17 protein-coding genes are annotated in these 17,512 nt (G+C 65.3%); 9 read left to right on the forward strand and 8 right to left on the reverse strand.

Translation table 11 applies throughout. The features are described from left to right. Positions 1-23: 23 nt before the first annotated feature. From thrC to M9799_RS04110, 3 genes are read right to left on the reverse strand one after another with little or no spacing between them, the layout of a single operon-like run. Positions 24-1,454 (reverse strand): threonine synthase, encoded by a 1,431-nt coding sequence (gene thrC, locus M9799_RS04100; RefSeq protein WP_231044030.1) that lies wholly within the window; start codon positions 1,452-1,454, stop codon positions 24-26. Positions 1,455-1,465: 11 nt separating this feature from the next. Next, positions 1,466-2,800: a homoserine dehydrogenase gene (locus M9799_RS04105; protein ID WP_231044029.1), complete on the reverse strand. Its 1,335-nt coding sequence runs from the start codon at positions 2,798-2,800 to the stop codon at positions 1,466-1,468. A gap of 58 nt (positions 2,801-2,858) precedes the next feature. Beyond that, a complete protein-coding gene (locus M9799_RS04110) occupies positions 2,859-4,088 on the reverse strand; it encodes a pyridoxal phosphate-dependent aminotransferase (RefSeq protein WP_231044028.1) in 1,230 nt (409 codons plus the stop codon). A 161-nt stretch (positions 4,089-4,249) separates the two neighbouring features. Between M9799_RS04110 and M9799_RS04115 the strand changes: the two genes are divergently transcribed. The 4 genes from M9799_RS04115 to M9799_RS04130 all read left to right on the forward strand — a co-directional run bounded on the left by M9799_RS04115 (position 4,250) and on the right by M9799_RS04130 (position 7,652). Beyond that, a complete protein-coding gene (locus M9799_RS04115) occupies positions 4,250-4,618 on the forward strand; it encodes an Mth938-like domain-containing protein (protein ID WP_231044027.1) in 369 nt (122 codons plus the stop codon). A gap of 129 nt (positions 4,619-4,747) precedes the next feature. Beyond that, a complete protein-coding gene (locus M9799_RS04120; RefSeq protein WP_231044026.1) occupies positions 4,748-5,236 on the forward strand; it encodes a peroxiredoxin in 489 nt (162 codons plus the stop codon). Positions 5,237-5,402: 166 nt separating this feature from the next. Continuing rightward, positions 5,403-7,247 carry a PhoH family protein gene (locus M9799_RS04125; RefSeq protein WP_231044025.1) on the forward strand — a complete coding sequence of 615 codons (1,845 nt, stop codon included), beginning with the start codon at positions 5,403-5,405 and terminating at the stop codon, positions 7,245-7,247. 3 nt (positions 7,248-7,250) lie between these two features. Next, entirely contained in the window at positions 7,251-7,652 is a 402-nt protein-coding gene (locus tag M9799_RS04130; RefSeq protein ID WP_231044024.1) for a hypothetical protein, read from the forward strand. A 215-nt stretch (positions 7,653-7,867) separates the two neighbouring features. On the opposite strand, the gene dnaB is transcribed toward M9799_RS04130, so the two are convergent. From dnaB to rpsF, 5 genes are all read right to left on the reverse strand, one after another. Continuing rightward, entirely contained in the window at positions 7,868-9,283 is a 1,416-nt protein-coding gene (dnaB, locus tag M9799_RS04135) for a replicative DNA helicase (protein ID WP_231044023.1), read from the reverse strand. Positions 9,284-9,454: 171 nt separating this feature from the next. Continuing rightward, on the reverse strand, positions 9,455-9,907 hold the full coding sequence (gene rplI, locus M9799_RS04140; protein WP_231044022.1) for a 50S ribosomal protein L9: 453 nt from the start codon (positions 9,905-9,907) through the stop codon (positions 9,455-9,457). 12 nt (positions 9,908-9,919) lie between these two features. Next, a complete protein-coding gene (rpsR, locus tag M9799_RS04145; RefSeq protein WP_012207026.1) occupies positions 9,920-10,201 on the reverse strand; it encodes a 30S ribosomal protein S18 in 282 nt (93 codons plus the stop codon). An 18-nt stretch (positions 10,202-10,219) separates the two neighbouring features. Continuing rightward, positions 10,220-10,510 carry a primosomal replication protein N gene (priB, locus tag M9799_RS04150; RefSeq protein ID WP_231044021.1) on the reverse strand — a complete coding sequence of 97 codons (291 nt, stop codon included), beginning with the start codon at positions 10,508-10,510 and terminating at the stop codon, positions 10,220-10,222. Between the two features lie 26 nt (positions 10,511-10,536). Next, complete coding sequence (rpsF, locus tag M9799_RS04155) at positions 10,537-10,899, reverse strand: 30S ribosomal protein S6 (RefSeq protein ID WP_231044020.1); 363 nt, start codon at positions 10,897-10,899, stop codon at positions 10,537-10,539. Positions 10,900-11,122: 223 nt separating this feature from the next. On the opposite strand from rpsF, the gene grpE reads away from it, so the two are divergent. The 5 genes from grpE (at position 11,123) to leuC (ending at position 17,483) form a co-directional block, all read left to right on the forward strand. Then, positions 11,123-11,677, forward strand: a complete 555-nt coding sequence (grpE, locus tag M9799_RS04160) for a nucleotide exchange factor GrpE (RefSeq protein WP_231044019.1) — start codon at positions 11,123-11,125, stop codon at positions 11,675-11,677. A 97-nt stretch (positions 11,678-11,774) separates the two neighbouring features. Continuing rightward, positions 11,775-13,718: a molecular chaperone DnaK gene (gene dnaK, locus M9799_RS04165; protein WP_231044018.1), complete on the forward strand. Its 1,944-nt coding sequence runs from the start codon at positions 11,775-11,777 to the stop codon at positions 13,716-13,718. An 88-nt stretch (positions 13,719-13,806) separates the two neighbouring features. Then, positions 13,807-14,937 carry a molecular chaperone DnaJ gene (gene dnaJ, locus M9799_RS04170; RefSeq protein WP_231044017.1) on the forward strand — a complete coding sequence of 377 codons (1,131 nt, stop codon included), beginning with the start codon at positions 13,807-13,809 and terminating at the stop codon, positions 14,935-14,937. A 168-nt stretch (positions 14,938-15,105) separates the two neighbouring features. Further along, positions 15,106-16,020: a LysR family transcriptional regulator gene (locus M9799_RS04175; protein ID WP_231044016.1), complete on the forward strand. Its 915-nt coding sequence runs from the start codon at positions 15,106-15,108 to the stop codon at positions 16,018-16,020. Positions 16,021-16,061: 41 nt separating this feature from the next. Next, complete coding sequence (leuC, locus tag M9799_RS04180; protein WP_231044015.1) at positions 16,062-17,483, forward strand: 3-isopropylmalate dehydratase large subunit; 1,422 nt, start codon at positions 16,062-16,064, stop codon at positions 17,481-17,483. The last annotated feature ends 29 nt before the right edge of the window (positions 17,484-17,512 follow it).

Below are 17,512 nucleotides of genomic sequence, written 5' to 3' on the forward strand. Positions count from 1 at the left end.
CAGGCTCCGGCCTTGCAATCGCATCAGGCCGCGTCGCAGTGTTTTGCGATGTAAGCCTTGACCTGCTCCACATCGGCAGGCATGCGCTGCACGCGTTTCGGCAAGTCCTCGATGCCGATGAACTTCGCCGGGCGCTCGGGCAGGTGGCCCAGCGCCTCCTGGATGGTCTCGGCGAACTTGATCGGCAGCGCGGTCTCCAGCACGATCATCGGCTCTTTGCCCATGTGCTCGCGCGCCACCTTGACGCCGTCGGCGGTGTGCGTGTCGATCACCATGCCGAAGCGCTCGGCGACATCGCGGATCGTCGCCAGACGGTCGGCATGGGTGCTCTTGCCGCTGACGAAGCCGTAGTGCGCTGCGGCCTGGGCGAACAGCGGATCGGCGCTCAGGTCGAAGAAGCCGTCGCGCGCCACGCCTTCGGCGAACAGCTGGCGCGTGCGCTCGGCGTCGCGCCCCAGCAGGTCGAACACGAAGCGCTCGAAATTGCTGGCCTTGCTGATGTCCATCGACGGGCTCGAGGTCTCGTAGGTGTGGGCGCTGCCGCGCACGCGGTAGACGCCGGTGCGGAAGAACTCGTCGAGCACATCGTTCTCGTTGGTTGCCACCACCAGCTTCGCGATCGGCAGGCCCATCTGGCGCGCCACGTGGCCCGCGCAGACATTGCCGAAGTTGCCGCTGGGCACGCTGAAGCTGACCTTCTGGTCGTCGCTCTGCGTCGCCTGCAGGTACCCGGCGAAGTAATACACCACCTGGGCCAGCAGCCGCGCCCAGTTGATCGAGTTGACGGTGCCGATCTTGTAGCGCGCCTTGAACGCATGGTCGCCCGAGACCGCCTTGACGATGTCCTGGCAGTCGTCGAACACGCCCTCGATGGCGATGTTGTGGATATTCTCGTCCTGCAGGCTGAACATCTGCGCCTGCTGGAAGGCGCTCATGCGGCCGTGCGGGCTGGTCATGAAGACGCGCACGCCCTGCTTGCCGCGCATCGCGTATTCGGCGGCGCTGCCGGTGTCGCCGCTGGTCGCGCCCAGGATGTTGAGCGTCTCGCCGCGGCGGCCCAGTTCGTACTCGAACAGGTTGCCCAGCAGCTGCATGGCCATGTCCTTGAAGGCCAGCGTCGGGCCATTGGACAGGGCCTCGAGCCACAGTCCATCCTCGACATGGCGCAGCGGCACGATCTCGCCGGTGCCGAAGACCTCGGCCGTATAGGTCTTGGCGCACAGCGCGCGCAGGTCCTCGGCCGGGATGTCGTCGATGTACAGCGACAGGATGCGGAACGCAAGCTCGGCATAGCCCTGCTCGTGGTAGACGCGGCGCAGCTCGCCGAGCTGGGCCGCATCGATCTGCGGATAGTGCTCGGGCAGGTACAGGCCGCCATCGGGCGCCAGGCCCTCGAGCAGGATGTCGCAGAAGCGCTTGCGCTCGGGATAGCCGCGGGTGGAGAGGTACAGCATGGGCGGGGCCTTCAGTTCAGCTCTTCCTTGCGGATGCGGTTGATCTTGGCGAGCACGGTGGGCAGCGCCTGGATCTCGGCCAGCGCCGCGTCCATGTTGCCTTCGCGCGTCTCGTGCGTGAGGATGATCAGGTCGGTCTGGGTCGAGCCCTCGCCGCCGACCTCGTCGGCCTCGCGCTGCAGCACGGCATCGATGCTGATGCCCGCATTGGCCAGCAGGCCCGTGACCTTGGCCAGCACGCCGGCTTCATCCGACACGCGCAGGCGCAGGTAGTAGCTGGTCACGACCTCGCTCATCGGCAGCACCGGCAGGCTGCCCATCGCGCCTTCGAGCGTATGCGACTGGAAGGCCAGCGGCGGCACGCGGTGCGCGACCTCGGCGTCCGCCAGGCGCGCGATGTCGACCAGGTCGGCGACCACCGCGCTGGCCGTGGGCTCGGAGCCCGCGCCCTTGCCGTAGTACAGCGTCGTGCCGACGGCGTCGCCATGCACGACCACGGCGTTCATCGCGCCCTCGACGTTGGCGATCAGGCGCTTGGAGGGCACCAGCGAGGGGTGCACGCGCAGCTCGACGCCCTTGTCGGTGCGCTTGGTGATGCCCAGCAGCTTGATGCGGTAGCCCAGCTGCTCGGCGTAGCGGATGTCGGTTGCGGCCAGGCCGGTGATGCCCTCGACATAGGCCTTGTCGAACTGCACGGGAATGCCGAAGGCGATCGCGCTCATCAGCGTGACCTTGTGCGCCGCGTCCACGCCCTCGATGTCGAAGGTCGGGTCGGCCTCGGCATAGCCCAGGCGCTGCGCTTCCTTGAGCACCACGTCGAAGTCCAGGCCCTTGTCGCGCATCTCGGACAGGATGAAATTGGTCGTGCCGTTGATGATGCCGGCCAGCCACTGGATGGAGTTGGCCGTCAGGCCCTCCCGCAGCGACTTGATGATCGGGATGCCGCCGGCGACCGCCGCCTCGTAGGCCACCATCACGCCCTTGTCGGCCGCGGCCTGGAAGATCTCGGTGCCGTGCACCGCCAGCAGCGCCTTGTTGGCCGTGACCACATGCTTGCCCGCGGCAATGGCTTCGAGCACCAGCTGCTTGGCGATGCCGTAGCCGCCGATCAGCTCGACCACCACGTCGATCTCGGGGTTGGCGATGATCTCGCGCGCATCCTTGACCACGCGCGCCGCGCCGCCGACCACGCTCTTCGCACGCTCCATGTCCAAGTCGGCAACCATGGTAATTTCAATCCCGCGGCCTGCGCGGCGGCGAATCTCGCCCTGATTGCGCTGCAGCACGTTGAAGGTGCCGCTGCCCACGGTGCCAATGCCCATAAGGCCTACTTGGATCGGTTTCATATGCAAATTGCCAGTCAAAAAAGGCTGCGCGAAGCGCAGCGATGGGAAAGCTTGGAGATCAGTTCGTGCCGAAGCGCACGCGTGCCTTTTCCAGGAACACGGCCACGCGGCGGATGGCTTCGCGCAGGTCGGCCTCGTGCGGCAGGAAAACGATGCGGAAATGGTCGGGTTCGGGCCAGTTGAAGCCCGTGCCCTGCACCAGCATGACCTTGGTCTCCTGCAGCATCTCGAGGAAGAACTGCTGGTCGTCCCTGATCGGATAGACCGCGGGGTCGAGCCTGGGGAACATGTACAGCGCGGCCTGCGGCTTGACGCAGCTCACGCCTGGAATGGCGGTGATGAGCTGGTGCGCCAGGTCGCGCTGCACGCGCAGCCGGCCGCCCGGGCGCACCAGGTCGTCAATGCTCTGGTGGCCGCCCAGCGCGGTCTGCACCGCCCACTGGCCGGGCACGTTCGCGCACAGGCGCATGTTCGAGAGCATGTTCAGCCCCTCGATGTAGTCGCGCGCGGGCTTCTTGTCGCCCGACACCACCAGCCAGCCGGCGCGGTAGCCGCAGGAGCGGTAGGCCTTGGACAGCGAGTTGAAGGTCAGCGTCAGCACGTCGGTCGACAGGCTGGCCATCGGCACATGCACGGCGTCGTCGTAGAGCACCTTGTCATAGACCTCGTCGGCAAAGATCACCAGCCCATGCTCGCGCGCGATCGCGACGATGCCCAGCAGCAGTTCCTTCGAGTACAGCGCGCCCGTGGGGTTGTTCGGGTTGATGACGACAATGCCCTTGGTGCGCGGCGTGACCTTGGCGCGGATGTCGTCGAGATCGGGCATCCAGCCGTTGGCCTCGTCGCAGACGTAGTGCACGGGCGTGCCGCCCGACAGGCTGGCCGCAGCGGTCCACAGCGGGTAGTCGGGCGCGGGCAGCAGCAGTTCGTCGCCGTTGTCCAGCAGCGCGTTGGTCGCCATGACGATCAGTTCGGAGGCGCCGTTGCCCAGGTAGATGTCGTCGAGCGTCACGCCCTGGATGCCCTGGTGCTGGGTCTCGTGCATGACAGCCTTGCGCGCGGCGAAGATGCCCTTGCTGTCCGAATAGCCGGCCGAGGTCGGCAGGTTGCGGATCATGTCCTGCTGGATCTCTTCGGGCGCATCGAAGCCGAACACCGCGAGGTTGCCGATGTTGAGCTTGATGATCTTGTGCCCGTCTTCCTCCATCTGCTTGGCCGCGTCCATGATGGGCCCGCGGATGTCATAGCAGACGTTGGCAAGTTTGGCGGATTTGTGGACGGTCTTCATGCGGCTCGGTGGGTTACTGCAGGACACGCCAAGGGGCGAAGACCCCCTGGTGAAACCTATAATTTGACCACAGTTCCGCACTGCACCATCGGCCCATGGGCATGGCAGCAGTTCACTTCCACGCTGGCAACCTCCAGGGAGCCGCCACAACCGAGGGCAGCATGAAATTCCAACCCGACCGCTCCGAGGCGCAGACCATTCGCGGCTACGGCCCCGGCTGGATCGCCATCGACCAGGAAAAATTCACCAGCAGCCTGATCATCAGTTCGCAGGGCCTGCGCCAGGACTGGAACTGCAGCCGTTTCGAGGACCTCACACCGGCGCATTTCGCGGCGTTGGCCGAAATCCCTGCGGAACTGGTGATTTTCGGCAGCGGCACGCGCAGCCGTTTCGTGCCCCCCGCCTGGCTGCAGCCGCTGATGGCGCGGCGCATCGGCCTCGAGGCCATGGACACCCAGGCGGCATGCCGCACCTACAACATTCTTGCCGGCGAGGGAAGGAACGTGGTCGCGGCGCTGCTGCTGGAGTAATGCCAGCGAAAACAGGTGCGAGAAATCAATTCAGGGTAAAATACACGGCTGCGGTTGGGGGTTGCACCAAAGCAATAACAGACCTTTGCCCTCAACTATTCAACGACTACACCCGAGAGATAGAAGCGCATGGCGATCGTTGTCAACAAACCACTCCCTGAATTCGAAGCCAATGCAACCGGCGGGGTCAAGGTGTCCAACACCTCCCACAACGGCCAGATTGTGATTCTCTACTTCTATCCTAAAGACAATACGCCCGGTTGTACCACCGAAGCGATGCAGTTTCGGGATAAATACAAGGATTTTGTCAAAGCCGGCGCGGCCGTCTTCGGTGTGTCGCGCGACAACATGAAATCCCACGATGAGTTCAAGGAAAAGCTCGAGCTGCCTTTCGAACTCATTGCCGACACCGAAGAGAAGATGTGCCACATGTTCGGCGTGGTCAAGAACAAGATCATGTACGGCAAGAAGGTCAAGGGCATCGAGCGCAGCACCTTCCTGATCGACGCCGACGGCGTGCTGCACCAGGAATGGCGCGGCCTGAAGGTCCCCGGCCATGTCGAGGAAGTGCTCAAGGCCGTCAAGTCGCTCAAGGCCCTGAAGAAGGAAGCCGCCTGATTTCCCTGCTTCGGCCACTGAAGCCTTCGTGTGCCATGGAGGTATGCATAATGGAACGATGCTTCTGAGCTTCGCTTCTCGCTGTATCTCCAATCCAAAGCCGCCCCGGTCTCCTGGGCGGCTTTGTGCTTTTTGTTTCGCTGTTTTTTGATTGGGCCTGCCGAATATGCCACTGCCTCCCGCTCCCAGCCGCCGTGCGGCCAGTCTCCCTGCTGAAGCCTTCAGCGTGGTCGCACAGCGCAAGAACGCACAAACCGATGTTGCCGACGACGACTTCGATGGCCTCGAAGCCACGGGCGCCGATGCGCCGGGCGCCGATGCGCCGGGCGTCGCTACGCCTTCGCCTGCCGTGACCGCAGCGGCGCCGGCTCCGGCAACACGCCGCCGCCGGGCGGCGCCGGCCAGCGCTGCCGCGCCCGAAACCGCACCGGCTCCAGTGGCCGCGGCACCCGCCGCGCCTGCCGCGCGCAAGCGCCGCCCCGCCGCTGCGCCTGCGGTCGAAGAAGCCCCTGCAGCCGCACCGGTGGCCGCCAGATCCACCCGCAGCGCGGCGCCCGCCGCCGCCGCGCCCGGCAAACCCGCCACGCGCCCCGCGAGCAAGCGCAAGTCGCGCAGTGGCGCGACCACGCTGTTCGTGCTGGACACGAACGTGCTGCTGCACGATCCCACCAGCCTGTTCCGCTTCGAGGAACATGACATCTTCCTGCCGATGGTGGTGCTGGAAGAGCTCGACGCGCACAAGAAGGGCATGACCGAAGTCGCGCGCAACGGCCGCCAGGTCAGCCGCAGCCTCGATGCGCTGGTTGCCGCCCAGGGCGAGGACAACCTGGCCAAGGGCCTGCGCCTGAATGCATCCGGCCAGCGCGCCGCCACCGGCCAGCTGTTCTTCCAGACCGAGACGCTGGACTTCACCCTGCCCACCAGCCTGCCCCAGGGCAAGGCCGACAACCAGATCCTGGGCGTGGTCGAAACCCTGAGCCGGCAGCACCAGGGGCGCGACGTGGTGCTGGTGTCCAAGGACATCAACATGCGCGTCAAGGCGCGCGCGCTGGGCCTGGCCGCCGAGGACTACCAGAACGACAAGGTGCTGGAAGACGGCGACCTGCTGTACTCGGGCCTGATGCCGCTGCCGCAGGACTTCTGGACCAAGGCCGGCAAGGGCATGGAAAGCTGGAACGAAGGCCCCTACACCTGCTACCGGGTCACGGGCACGATCGTCAGCCAGTTCATGATCAACCAGTTCGTCTACTACGAGGCGCCGGGCGAGCCCAGCCTGTTCCTGCGCGTGGCCGAGATCCGCGAGCGCACCGCCGTGCTCAAGACCCTGCGCGACTATGGCCATGCCAAGAACGCGGTCTGGGGCGTGACCACGCGCAACCGCGAGCAGAACTTCGCCATGAACCTGCTGATGGACCCCGAGATCGACCTGGTGACGCTTGCCGGCACGGCCGGCACCGGCAAGACCCTGATGGCGCTGGCCGCGGGCCTGACCCAGGTGCTGGACGAGCGCCGCTACACCGAGATCATCATGACCCGGGCCACGGTGAGCGTGGGCGAGGACATCGGCTTCCTGCCGGGCACGGAAGAGGAAAAGATGGGCCCGTGGATGGGCGCGCTGGACGACAACCTCGAGTTCCTGGCCAAGGGCGACGGCGGCAACGCCGGCGAGTGGGGGCGCGCCGCGACCAACGAGCTGATCCGCAGCCGCATCAAGATCAAGAGCCTGAACTTCATGCGCGGGCGCACCTTCCTCAACAAGTACCTGATCCTGGACGAGGCGCAGAACCTCACGCCCAAGCAGATGAAGACGCTGATCACGCGCGCCGGCCCCGGCACGAAGATCGTCTGCATGGGCAACCTGGCGCAGATCGACACGCCCTACCTCACCGAGGGCTCCTCGGGCCTGACCTACTCGGTCGACCGCTTCAAGGGCTGGCCGCACAGCGGCCACATCACGCTGGCGCGCGGCGAACGCTCGCGCCTGGCGGATTTTGCCAGCGAGGTGCTGTAAGCCATGGCGATCAGCTGGATCACCGCATTGAAGCTGGTGCCCTGGGGCGACGTGATCGAAGCCACGCCCCAGGTGCTCAAGGCCGCCAAGGGATTGCTGCGCAAGAAGGAGGCCGCTGCCGAGGCGGCTGCCACCGCCGCTGCGGAGCCTGCAGCCCGGCTTGCCACCCCGAGCACCGCGGGCGAGCAGGCGCTGCAGCTGATCCAGACGCTCGAGGCGCGCATCCGCCAGCTCGAGCAGGGGCAGCAGCAGTCGGCCGAGCTGATCCAGCAGCTGGCCGAGCAGAACGCGCAGGTGATACGCACCGTTGATCTATTGCGCACGGGAGCCCAGCGTCTGGCGTGGGTGTGCGGGGGGCTTGCGGTGGTCGTAGTCGGGTTGCTGATTGCAGTCTGGCGTATGTGAGCTGAGCCCCTGCGCTTGAAATGGAAAAACGGCCTTCGGGCCGTTTTTTCATGAAGTTACGATGCCTCGAGGACAGGCCATTCATCCTTCGACGGGGCCGCCCAGGCAGGCTCAGGACGAACGATCAAATCGCGCGCGCGGCTAGCTTCTTACCGTTCGCCCTGAGCTTGTCGAAGGGTAACGGGCCTGCACTCACAATTGAAGCGCTTCGGACCTTAAAAATCATCGGCCCCCATCGCCAGATTCTCGAAGCGCGTCTGGTTCTTCTGAAAGAACAGCTTCACCGTCCCCGTGGGCCCGTTACGCTGCTTGCCGATGATCACCTCGGCGATGTTCGGCTCCTTCGAGTCCTTGTTGTAGTAGTCGTCGCGGTAGATGAACATGATGATGTCCGCATCCTGCTCGATGGCGCCCGATTCGCGCAGGTCGGACATCATCGGGCGCTTGTCGGTGCGCTGCTCGACCGAGCGGTTGAGCTGCGACAGCGCGATGACCGGGCATTGCAGCTCCTTGGCCAGCATCTTCAGGCCGCGCGAGATCTCGCCCAGTTCGGTGGCGCGGTTGTCGGAGCTGGCGGTCGAGCCCGAGCCGCTCATCAGCTGCAGGTAGTCGACCACGATCAGGCCCAGCTTGCCGCACTGGCGCGCCAGGCGCCGCGAGTTGGCGCGCAGCTCGCCCGGCGACAGGCCCGGGCTTTCGTCGATGTGCAGCGACACCGTGCGCAGGCGCTCGATGGCCTCCGTCAGGCGCGGCCACTCGTCGTCGTTGAGCTTGCCGGTGCGCAGGTTGCCCTGGTTCACGCGGCCGATCGAGCCGACGATACGCACCGCCAGCTGGGCCGCGCCCATTTCCATCGAGAAGATCGCGACCGGCAGGCCTTCGTTGAGCGCCACGTGCTCGGCGATGTTCACCGCGAACGAGGTCTTGCCCATCGAGGGGCGCGCCGCCAGCACCACCAGGTCGCCGGCCTGCAGGCCCGAGGTCATGCGGTCCAGATCGGCGAAGCCCGTGGGCACGCCGGTGACGTCCATCGGGTTGTCGGCCATCTCCTGGACGCGGTCGAGCAGGTCGACGACCAGCGTGTCCATGGACTGGAAGCCCTGCTTGTTGCGCGCGCCCTCCTCGCCGATGGCGAAGATCTTCGACTCGGCCTCGTCCAGCACGCGCTCGACGGTCTTGCCCTGGGGGTTGAAGGCGTTGGTGGCGATGTCGTCGCTGGCCGTGATCAGCTTGCGCAGGATCGAGCGGTCGCGCACGATCTCCGCATAGCGCCGGATGTTGGTGGCGCTGGGCACGTACTGCGCCAGCTGGTTCAGGTACAGCAGGCCGCCGATCTCCTCGGCTTTGCCCATGGTCTGCAGGTGCTCGTAGACGGTGATCACGTCGGCGGGCTTGCTGGCGTTGATCAGCTTGCCGATGGCGTCATAGATCAGCTGGTGCTCGTGGCGGTAGAAGTCGCTGTCGGAAAGCAGGTCGCCCACGCGATCCCAGGCGTTGTTGTCCAGCAGCAGGCCGCCCAGCACGCTGGATTCGGACTCCATCGAATGCGGCGGCACGCGCAGCTGCGCGACCTGGCGGTCCGGCGGAGAAAAGGCATCATCGAGCTCGAGCGGGGGCATAACGGAAGACATGGATATCCTTGGGAGCAAGCCCTCCATCCTAGCCGCAGCGGCGCCTGCCGTCATCCGCCAAGCGCTTGCACGCATGGCAAATGGCTCCCGGCTGGCGCGGCCCGCATGAAGATGGTGGCGAAAATACAAAAGCCGCCCGAAGGCGGCTTTGATTCAGGGCAAAGCGCTGAATTAGGCGGTTTCGCCGTAGACCGAAACCGTGACGTCGACCACGACGTCGGTGTGCAGGGACACGCTGACGGTGGTGTCGCCGATGGTCTTGATGGGACCATTGGGCAGGCGGACCTGCGACTTCACGACCTTGTAGCCTTGCTTGTTCAGCTCGGCAGCGATGTCGTGGTTGGTCACCGAGCCGAACAGACGGCCGTCGACGCCAGCCTTCTGCGACAGCTTCACGTTGCCGCCGGCGAGCTTTTCGCCTTCGGCTTGTGCAGCAGCCAGCTTCTCGGCGGCAGCCTTTTCCAGTTCGACGCGCTTGGCTTCGAACTCGGCCTTGTTGGCTTCGGTCGCGCGGCGGGCGGAACCCGAAGGGATCAGGAAGTTGCGGGCATAGCCGTCCTTGACCTTGACGATCTCGCCGAGGTCACCCAGGTTCACAACCTTTTCGAGCAGAATGATTTGCATGTTTCGTGCTCCTTAGATCTTGTGCTGGTCGCTGTAGGGGACCAGGGCCAGGAAGCGCGCGCGCTTGATGGCGGTGTTCAGCTGGCGCTGATAGATGGCGCGGGTGCCGGTCAGACGTGCGGGCACGATCTTGCCGTTTTCGCCGATGAAGTCGCGCAGCGTGTCGACATCCTTGTAGTCGATCTCTTCAACACCCGCCACGGTGAAGCGGCAGAAGCGCTTGCGCTTGAACAGCAGCGACTGGGTGTTGCGCTTGGGGCGCTTGTCTTTGTTGAATTTCTTGAACGTGGCCATTGCTGGACCTCTTGAAAATTAATTTTGTTGAATATCCTGGATGTGCATCACCACAGTCTTGCTGTTGCGCGGGGTGGCGAGGAAGCCCTGGAACTTCCAGCTGCTGCCGGGGGCCTGACGAGCGAGACGCTCTGCCAGTGCCCCGAAGGCCACCGCTTTGACAGCTGCCGTGACTTTCCGCTCGTTGCCTGCCTCTCGCTGCTGCGACTCGTGCTCGAGTCGCAAGTCCAGTGCGGGCAGTCCGGCGGGCGTGTAGCGCAGGGGTTGGACCTCGGCGATACAGGCAGTCAGGACAACGTGGTTATCCACTCCGTGGGTGCGATGCGACGTGCGGATCAGGCCTGTTCGGCTTGATTGGCCTTGCGGGCTTCTTCGCGCTCGACGGTCTTCATCATCGAGGAAGGAGCGGTGTCGGCCTTCTTCTTCTGCACGGTCAGGTGGCGCAGCACGGCGTCGTTGAACTTGAACGCGTGTTCCAGTTCGGCCATGACGGACTGATCAGCTTCGATGTTCAGGCACAGGTAGTGGGCCTTGGCAAGCTTGTTGATCATGTAGGCCAGCTGGCGACGGCCCCAGTCTTCTTCGCGGTGCACCTTACCGCCGCCGGCGGTGATCATGCCCTTGTAGCGCTCCAGCATGGCCGGAACCTGTTCGCTTTGATCCGGGTGGATCAACAAAATGATTTCGTAATGACGCATGTAAACTCCCTTTTGGGTTAAGCCCCCCGCTGCGTCGCAAGCGGTGTGGCAAGGCAAAGCAGGCAATTATAGCGTTGCTCCCTTGAGCTTGTACACTCCGCTGCGCAATATGACCTTGCGGCCAGGCGGTTTAGCACATGCAAGCTGCTGCGGGACTTGAAAACCCCGCGCCCGTGCCCAACTGCGCCGCAGTCGTTTTTTCTTTCCATTCCTGAGCCCAACCATGTCTGAACTCAATCCCTCAGCCCACCCTGCCCCGGCAGATGCCTCGCCTGAAGAAGTGGAAGCCGCCATGGCCGCCAACAGCGCGGACGAAATCGCCCGCCTGCAGGCCGAGCTCGCGGAGATCAAGACCAAGAGCGCCGAGCTGGCCGACCAGTTCCTGCGCGCCAAGGCCGAAGCGGAAAACGCGCGCCGCCGCGCCGAGGACGAAGTCGCCAAGGCACGCAAGTTCGGCATCGAAAGCTTTGCCGAAAGCCTGCTGCCGATCTGCGACAGCCTCGAGGCCGCGCTGGCCATCCAGTCGGCCACGTCCGAGCAGCTGCGCGAGGGCGCCGACGCCACGCGCCGCCAGCTGATGTCCGCGCTCGAGCGCAACAAGGTCCAGCCCATCGACCCCGCGGCCGGCGAGAAATTCGACCCCCATCTGCACCAGGCCATCAGTGTGGTGCCCGCCGAGCAGGCAGCCAATACCATCGTGGCCGTGCTGCAGAAGGGCTACCTGATCGCGGACCGCATCCTGCGCCCGGCGCTGGTCACGGTGACGGCCCCCAACTGAGCCTGCGCGTGAAAAATTTCGCTGGTGTGGCTTGAAGCGGCACCGGCCGCCACAAGTTACCTGCCAGTCCACAATTGAAGTCTTTCGGAGAAATAACATGGGAAAAATCATCGGTATCGACCTGGGCACCACCAACAGCTGCGTGGCTGTCATGGAAGGCAACACCACCCGCGTGATCGAGAACAGTGAAGGTGCGCGCACCACCCCCTCGATCATTGCCTACCAGGAAGACGGCGAGATCCTCGTCGGCGCCTCGGCCAAGCGCCAGGCCGTGACCAACCCGCGCAACACGATCTACGCCGCCAAGCGCCTGATCGGCCGCAAGTTTTCCGAGAAGGAAGTGCAAAAGGACATCGACCTGATGCCCTACACCATCACCCAGGCCGACAACGGCGACGCCTGGATCGAGGTGCGCGGACAGAAGCTGGCGCCTCCGCAGATCAGCGCCGAAGTGCTGCGCAAGATGAAGAAGACCGCCGAGGACTTCCTGGGCGAGCCCGTGACCGAAGCCGTCATCACCGTGCCGGCCTACTTCAACGACGCGCAGCGCCAGGCCACCAAGGACGCCGGCCGCATTGCCGGCCTGGAAGTCAAGCGCATCATCAACGAACCCACGGCTGCGGCCCTGGCCTTCGGCCTCGACAAGCAGGACAAGGGCGACCGCAAGATCGCCGTGTATGACCTGGGCGGCGGCACCTTCGACGTCTCGATCATCGAGATCGCCGACGTCGATGGCGAAAAGCAGTTCGAAGTGCTGTCGACCAATGGCGACACCTTCCTGGGCGGCGAGGACTTCGACCAGCGCATCATCGACTACATCATCGGCGAGTTCAAGAAGGAACAGGGCGTGGACCTGTCCAAGGACGTGCTCGCGCTGCAGCGCCTGAAGGAAGCCGCCGAGAAGGCCAAGATCGAGCTGTCGAACTCCTCGCAGACCGACATCAACCTGCCCTACGTGACGGCCGACGCTTCGGGCCCCAAGCACCTGAACATCAAGCTGACGCGTGCCAAGCTCGAAAGCCTGGTCGACGATCTGATCGAGCGCACGATTGCGCCCTGCCGCACGGCCATCAAGGACGCCGGCATCTCCGTGTCCGACATCCATGACGTGATCCTGGTCGGCGGCATGACCCGCATGCCCAAGGTGCAGGAAAAGGTCAAGGAATTCTTCGGCAAGGAACCGCGCAAGGACGTGAACCCCGACGAAGCCGTGGCCGTGGGCGCTGCCGTTCAAGGCCAGGTGCTGTCGGGCGACCGCAAGGACGTGCTGCTGCTGGACGTGACTCCCCTGTCGCTGGGCATCGAGACCCTGGGCGGCGTCATGACCAAGATGATCAGCAAGAACACGACCATCCCGACGAAGTTCGCGCAGACCTTCTCGACGGCCGACGACAACCAGCCCGCCGTGACCATCAAGGTGTTCCAGGGCGAGCGCGAGATCGCCGCGGGCAACAAGATGCTCGGCGAGTTCAACCTCGAAGGCATCCCGCCGGCCGCACGCGGCGTGCCGCAGATCGAGGTGACCTTCGACATCGACGCCAACGGTATCCTGAACGTCTCCGCCAAGGACAAGGCCTCGGGCAAGGAAAACAAGATCACCATCAAGGCGAACTCGGGCCTGTCGGAGGAAGAGATCCAGCAGATGGTCAAGGACGCCGAACTCAACGCGGCCGACGACAAGAAGAAGCTGGAACTGGTGCAGTCCCGGAACCAGGGCGAAGCCGCGGTGCACAGCGTGACCAAGAGCCTGGCCGAGCATGGCGACAAGCTCGATGCCGCCGAGAAGTCGGCCATCGAGGCTGCCGTGAAGGAACTGGAAGAAGCCCTCAAGGCTGAAGACAAGGACGCCATCGATGCCAAGACCACGGCGCTGATGACCGCAAGCCAGAAGCTCGGCGAGAAGATGTACGCCGACGCGCAGGCTGCCGGCGGTGCCGAAGGCGCCGCTGCCGCGGGCGCTGCCGGTGCGGCTTCGGGTGGCTCGGCGCCCCAGGACGACAATGTCGTCGACGCCGAAGTCAAGGAAGTCAAGAAGGACTGACGCGGCAGGTCCCGCGTGACCAACCGCCGCCGCGTCTCCCCGCAAGGGGGACGCGGCGTTCCTGTTCCAACCGGTCCCAGAAAGCAAAATGTCCAAACGCGACTATTACGAAGTCCTCGGCGTTGCCAAGAACGCCACGGACGAGGAAATCAAGAAGGCTTATCGCAAGCTGGCGATGAAGCACCACCCCGACCGCAACCAGGGTGATGCCGCGGCCAAGGCCGAAGAGAACTTCAAGGAGGCCAAGGAGGCCTACGAGATGCTCTCGGATGCGCAGAAGCGCGCGGCCTACGACCAGTACGGCCACGCCGGCGTGGACCCGAACCGCGGCATGGGTGGCGGCGAAGGCTACGGCGGCTTTGCCGAGGCCTTTGGCGACATCTTCGGCGACATGTTCAGCCAGGGCCGCGGCGGGCGCGGCGGCGGCCGCCAGGTCTACCGCGGCAACGACCTGAGCTACGCGATGGAAATCACGCTCGAGGAAGCCGCCAAGGGCAAGGACGCGCAGATCCGCATTCCCTCCTGGGACAACTGCGAGACCTGCCACGGCTCGGGTGCCAAGCCCGGCACCAGCGCCAAGACCTGCACGACCTGTGCCGGCCAGGGCTCGGTGCAGATGCGCCAGGGCTTCTTCAGCGTGCAGCAGACCTGCCCGCACTGCCGCGGCACGGGCAAGATCATCCCCGAGCCCTGCACCACCTGCAACGGCCAGGGCAAGGTCAAGCACCAGAAGACGCTCGAGGTCAAGATTCCCGCGGGCATCGACGACGGCATGCGCATCCGCTCGACCGGCAACGGCGAGCCCGGCACCAATGGCGGGCCTCCGGGCGACCTGTACATCGAGATCCGCACGAAGAAGCACGACATCTTCGAGCGCGAGGGCGACGACCTGCACTGCCAGGTGCCGGTGAGCTTCATCACCGCGGCGCTGGGCGGCGAGATCGAGGTGCCGACGCTGGCCGGCAAGGCGGCGATCGACATCCCCGAAGGCACCCAGGCCGGCAAGCAGTTCCGCCTGCGCGGCAAGGGCATCAAGGGCATCCGCGCCAGCTACCCGGGCGATCTTTACTGCCATATCGTGGTCGAGACCCCGGTCAAGCTCACCGAATACCAGCGCAAGCTGCTGCGCGAGCTCGAGGAATCGCTGCAAAAGGGCGGCGGCCGGCATTCCCCAAGCGGCGAAAGCTGGACCGACAAGCTGAAGAAATTCTTCAGCTGATTGCCGCGGGCAAAAACAACGATCCCCGCCCCGTGCGGGGATTTTTTTGCCCACCGCGTAGGTTAAATTCGCCAGAAAATTCCCAAGCCATCGCTTTTTACGATGACAGGTCAAAAATAATCAGGGAAAATGGGTGCAACTTCTCTTTTCGAGAAGCATATAAGACCCATGAAGAATTCCGAGCGCAGCTTTGCGCGCCGCATCGACCTGACCTCACTGCAGCTGTTCGTCGCCGTCTGCGAACTCGGCAGCATCGGGCGCGCGGCCGAGCGCGAGTTCATTGCCGCCTCGGCGGTGAGCAAACGCCTGTCCGACCTCGAAGCCGCGGTCGATACCGCCCTGCTCTACCGCCACAGCCGCGGCGTGACCCTGACCCCGGCCGGCGAGAGCCTGCTGCACCATGCGCGCACCGTGCTGTTCGGGCTCGAGCGCATGCAGGGCGAGCTCAGCGAATACGCCGAAGGCGTGCGCGGCCACGTGCGCATGCATGCCAACATGTCGGCCATCCTGCAGTTCCTGCCCGAGGACCTGGGCCGCTTCGCGCGCACCCACAGCCAGATCAAGATCGACCTGCAGGAGCGCCTGAGCGCCGAGGTGCTGCACGCGGTGCAGGAAGGCACGGCCGACATCGGCATCTGCACGCTGGGCCCGGCGGGCGCCGGCGGCCTGCAGGCCAGGCCCTACCGCAGCGACCGCCTGGTGGTCGTGGTGCCCGAGGCCCACCCGCTGGCCGCCGCGCAAAGCGTGGCCTTCGCGCAGGTGCTCGACTGGGACATCGTCGGCCTCAAGGCCGACTCCAGCATCAGCCTGGCGATGCAGGCCGCGGCCGCGCATGCGGGCAAGCCGCTGCGCCAGCGCATCCAGGTGACGAGCCTCGACGCGATGTGCCGCATGATCGACAACGGCCTGGGCCTGGGCCTGCTGCCCGACCGCGCCTTCGCGCTGATGCATGGCGTCGGCCACCTGCGCGCCGTGGTCTTGAGCGACGACTGGGCGGCACGCGAAGTGCTGCTCGTGGCACGCGACTTCGAGACCCTGCCAATGACTTCGCGGCTGCTGGTCGAGCACCTGGCCGCCGCCTAGAATTACCACCCCCACTGAAACCACCAAGCCGAGAGAACGCCATGGGACGCACCCTGTACGACAAGATCTGGGACGAGCACGTCGTCCACACCGAGGAAGATGGCACTTCCATCCTCTACATCGACCGCCACCTGGTGCATGAAGTGACCAGCCCGCAAGCGTTCGAGGGGCTGCGCGTCGCCGGCCGCAAGCTCTGGCGCATCAGCTCGGTGGTGGCCACTGCCGACCACAACACGCCGACCACCGGCTGGGAGCTGGGCTACGAAGGCATTGCCGACCCGATCAGCAAGGAGCAGATCACCACGCTCAACGACAACATCGGCGAGTTCGGCTCCGCTGCCTTCTTCCCCTTCATGGACAAGGGCCAGGGCATCGTCCACGTGATGGGCCCCGAGCAGGGCGCGACGCTGCCCGGCATGACGGTGGTCTGCGGCGACAGCCACACCTCGACGCACGGCGCGTTCGGCGCGCTGGCGCACGGCATCGGCACCTCGGAAGTCGAGCACGTGATGGCCACGCAGACGCTGCTGGCGAAGAAGGCGAAGAACATGCTGGTGCGCGTGGACGGCAAGGCCGCGCCCGGGGTCACCGCCAAGGACATCGTGCTGGCCATCATCGGCAAGATCGGCACCGCCGGTGGCACGGGCTACACCATCGAATTCGCCGGCCAGGCGATCCGCGACCTGTCGATGGAAGGCCGCATGACGGTCTGCAACATGGCGATCGAGGCCGGCGCGCGCGCGGGCCTGGTGGCCGTGGACGAGAAGACCATCCGCTACGTGCAGGGCCGGCCGCTGGCGCCCACGGGCGTCGAATGGGAGCAGGCCGTCGCCTACTGGCAGACGCTGCATTCCGACGCCGACGCGAAGTTCGATGCCGTCGTCACGCTGGACGCCGCGCAGATCGTGCCGCAGGTCACCTGGGGCACCTCGCCCGAGATGGTGCTGGGCGTGGACGCGCGCGTGCCCGATCCGGACAAGGAAAAGGACAGCAACAAGCGCGGCGCCATCGAGCGCGCGTTGACCTACATGGACCTCGAGCCGGGCAAGGCCATCGACGACATCAGCATCGACAAGGTGTTCATCGGCTCGTGCACCAACAGCCGCATCGAGGACATGCGCGAAGCCGCGGCCATGGTGCAAAGGCTCGGCCGCAAGGTCGCCAAGAACGTGAAGCTGGCGATGGTCGTGCCCGGCTCCGGCCTGGTCAAGGAGCAGGCCGAGCGCGAGGGGCTGGACCAGATCTTCAAGGCCGCGGGCTTCGAGTGGCGCGAGCCCGGCTGCTCGATGTGCCTGGCGATGAACGCCGACCGGCTCGAGCCCGGCGAGCGCTGCGCCTCGACCTCGAACCGCAATTTCGAAGGCCGCCAGGGCGCGGGCGGGCGCACCCACCTGGTCAGCCCGGCCATGGCCGCCGCCGCCGCCGTGCACGGCCATTTCGTCGACGTGCGCCGCTTCGCCTGAAGGCAGCCGCGCCCCCACCTTCGAGGAAT

Source organism: Comamonas endophytica (genome assembly GCF_023634805.2).
GTDB classification, from domain to species: domain Bacteria; phylum Pseudomonadota; class Gammaproteobacteria; order Burkholderiales; family Burkholderiaceae_C; genus Comamonas; species Comamonas endophytica.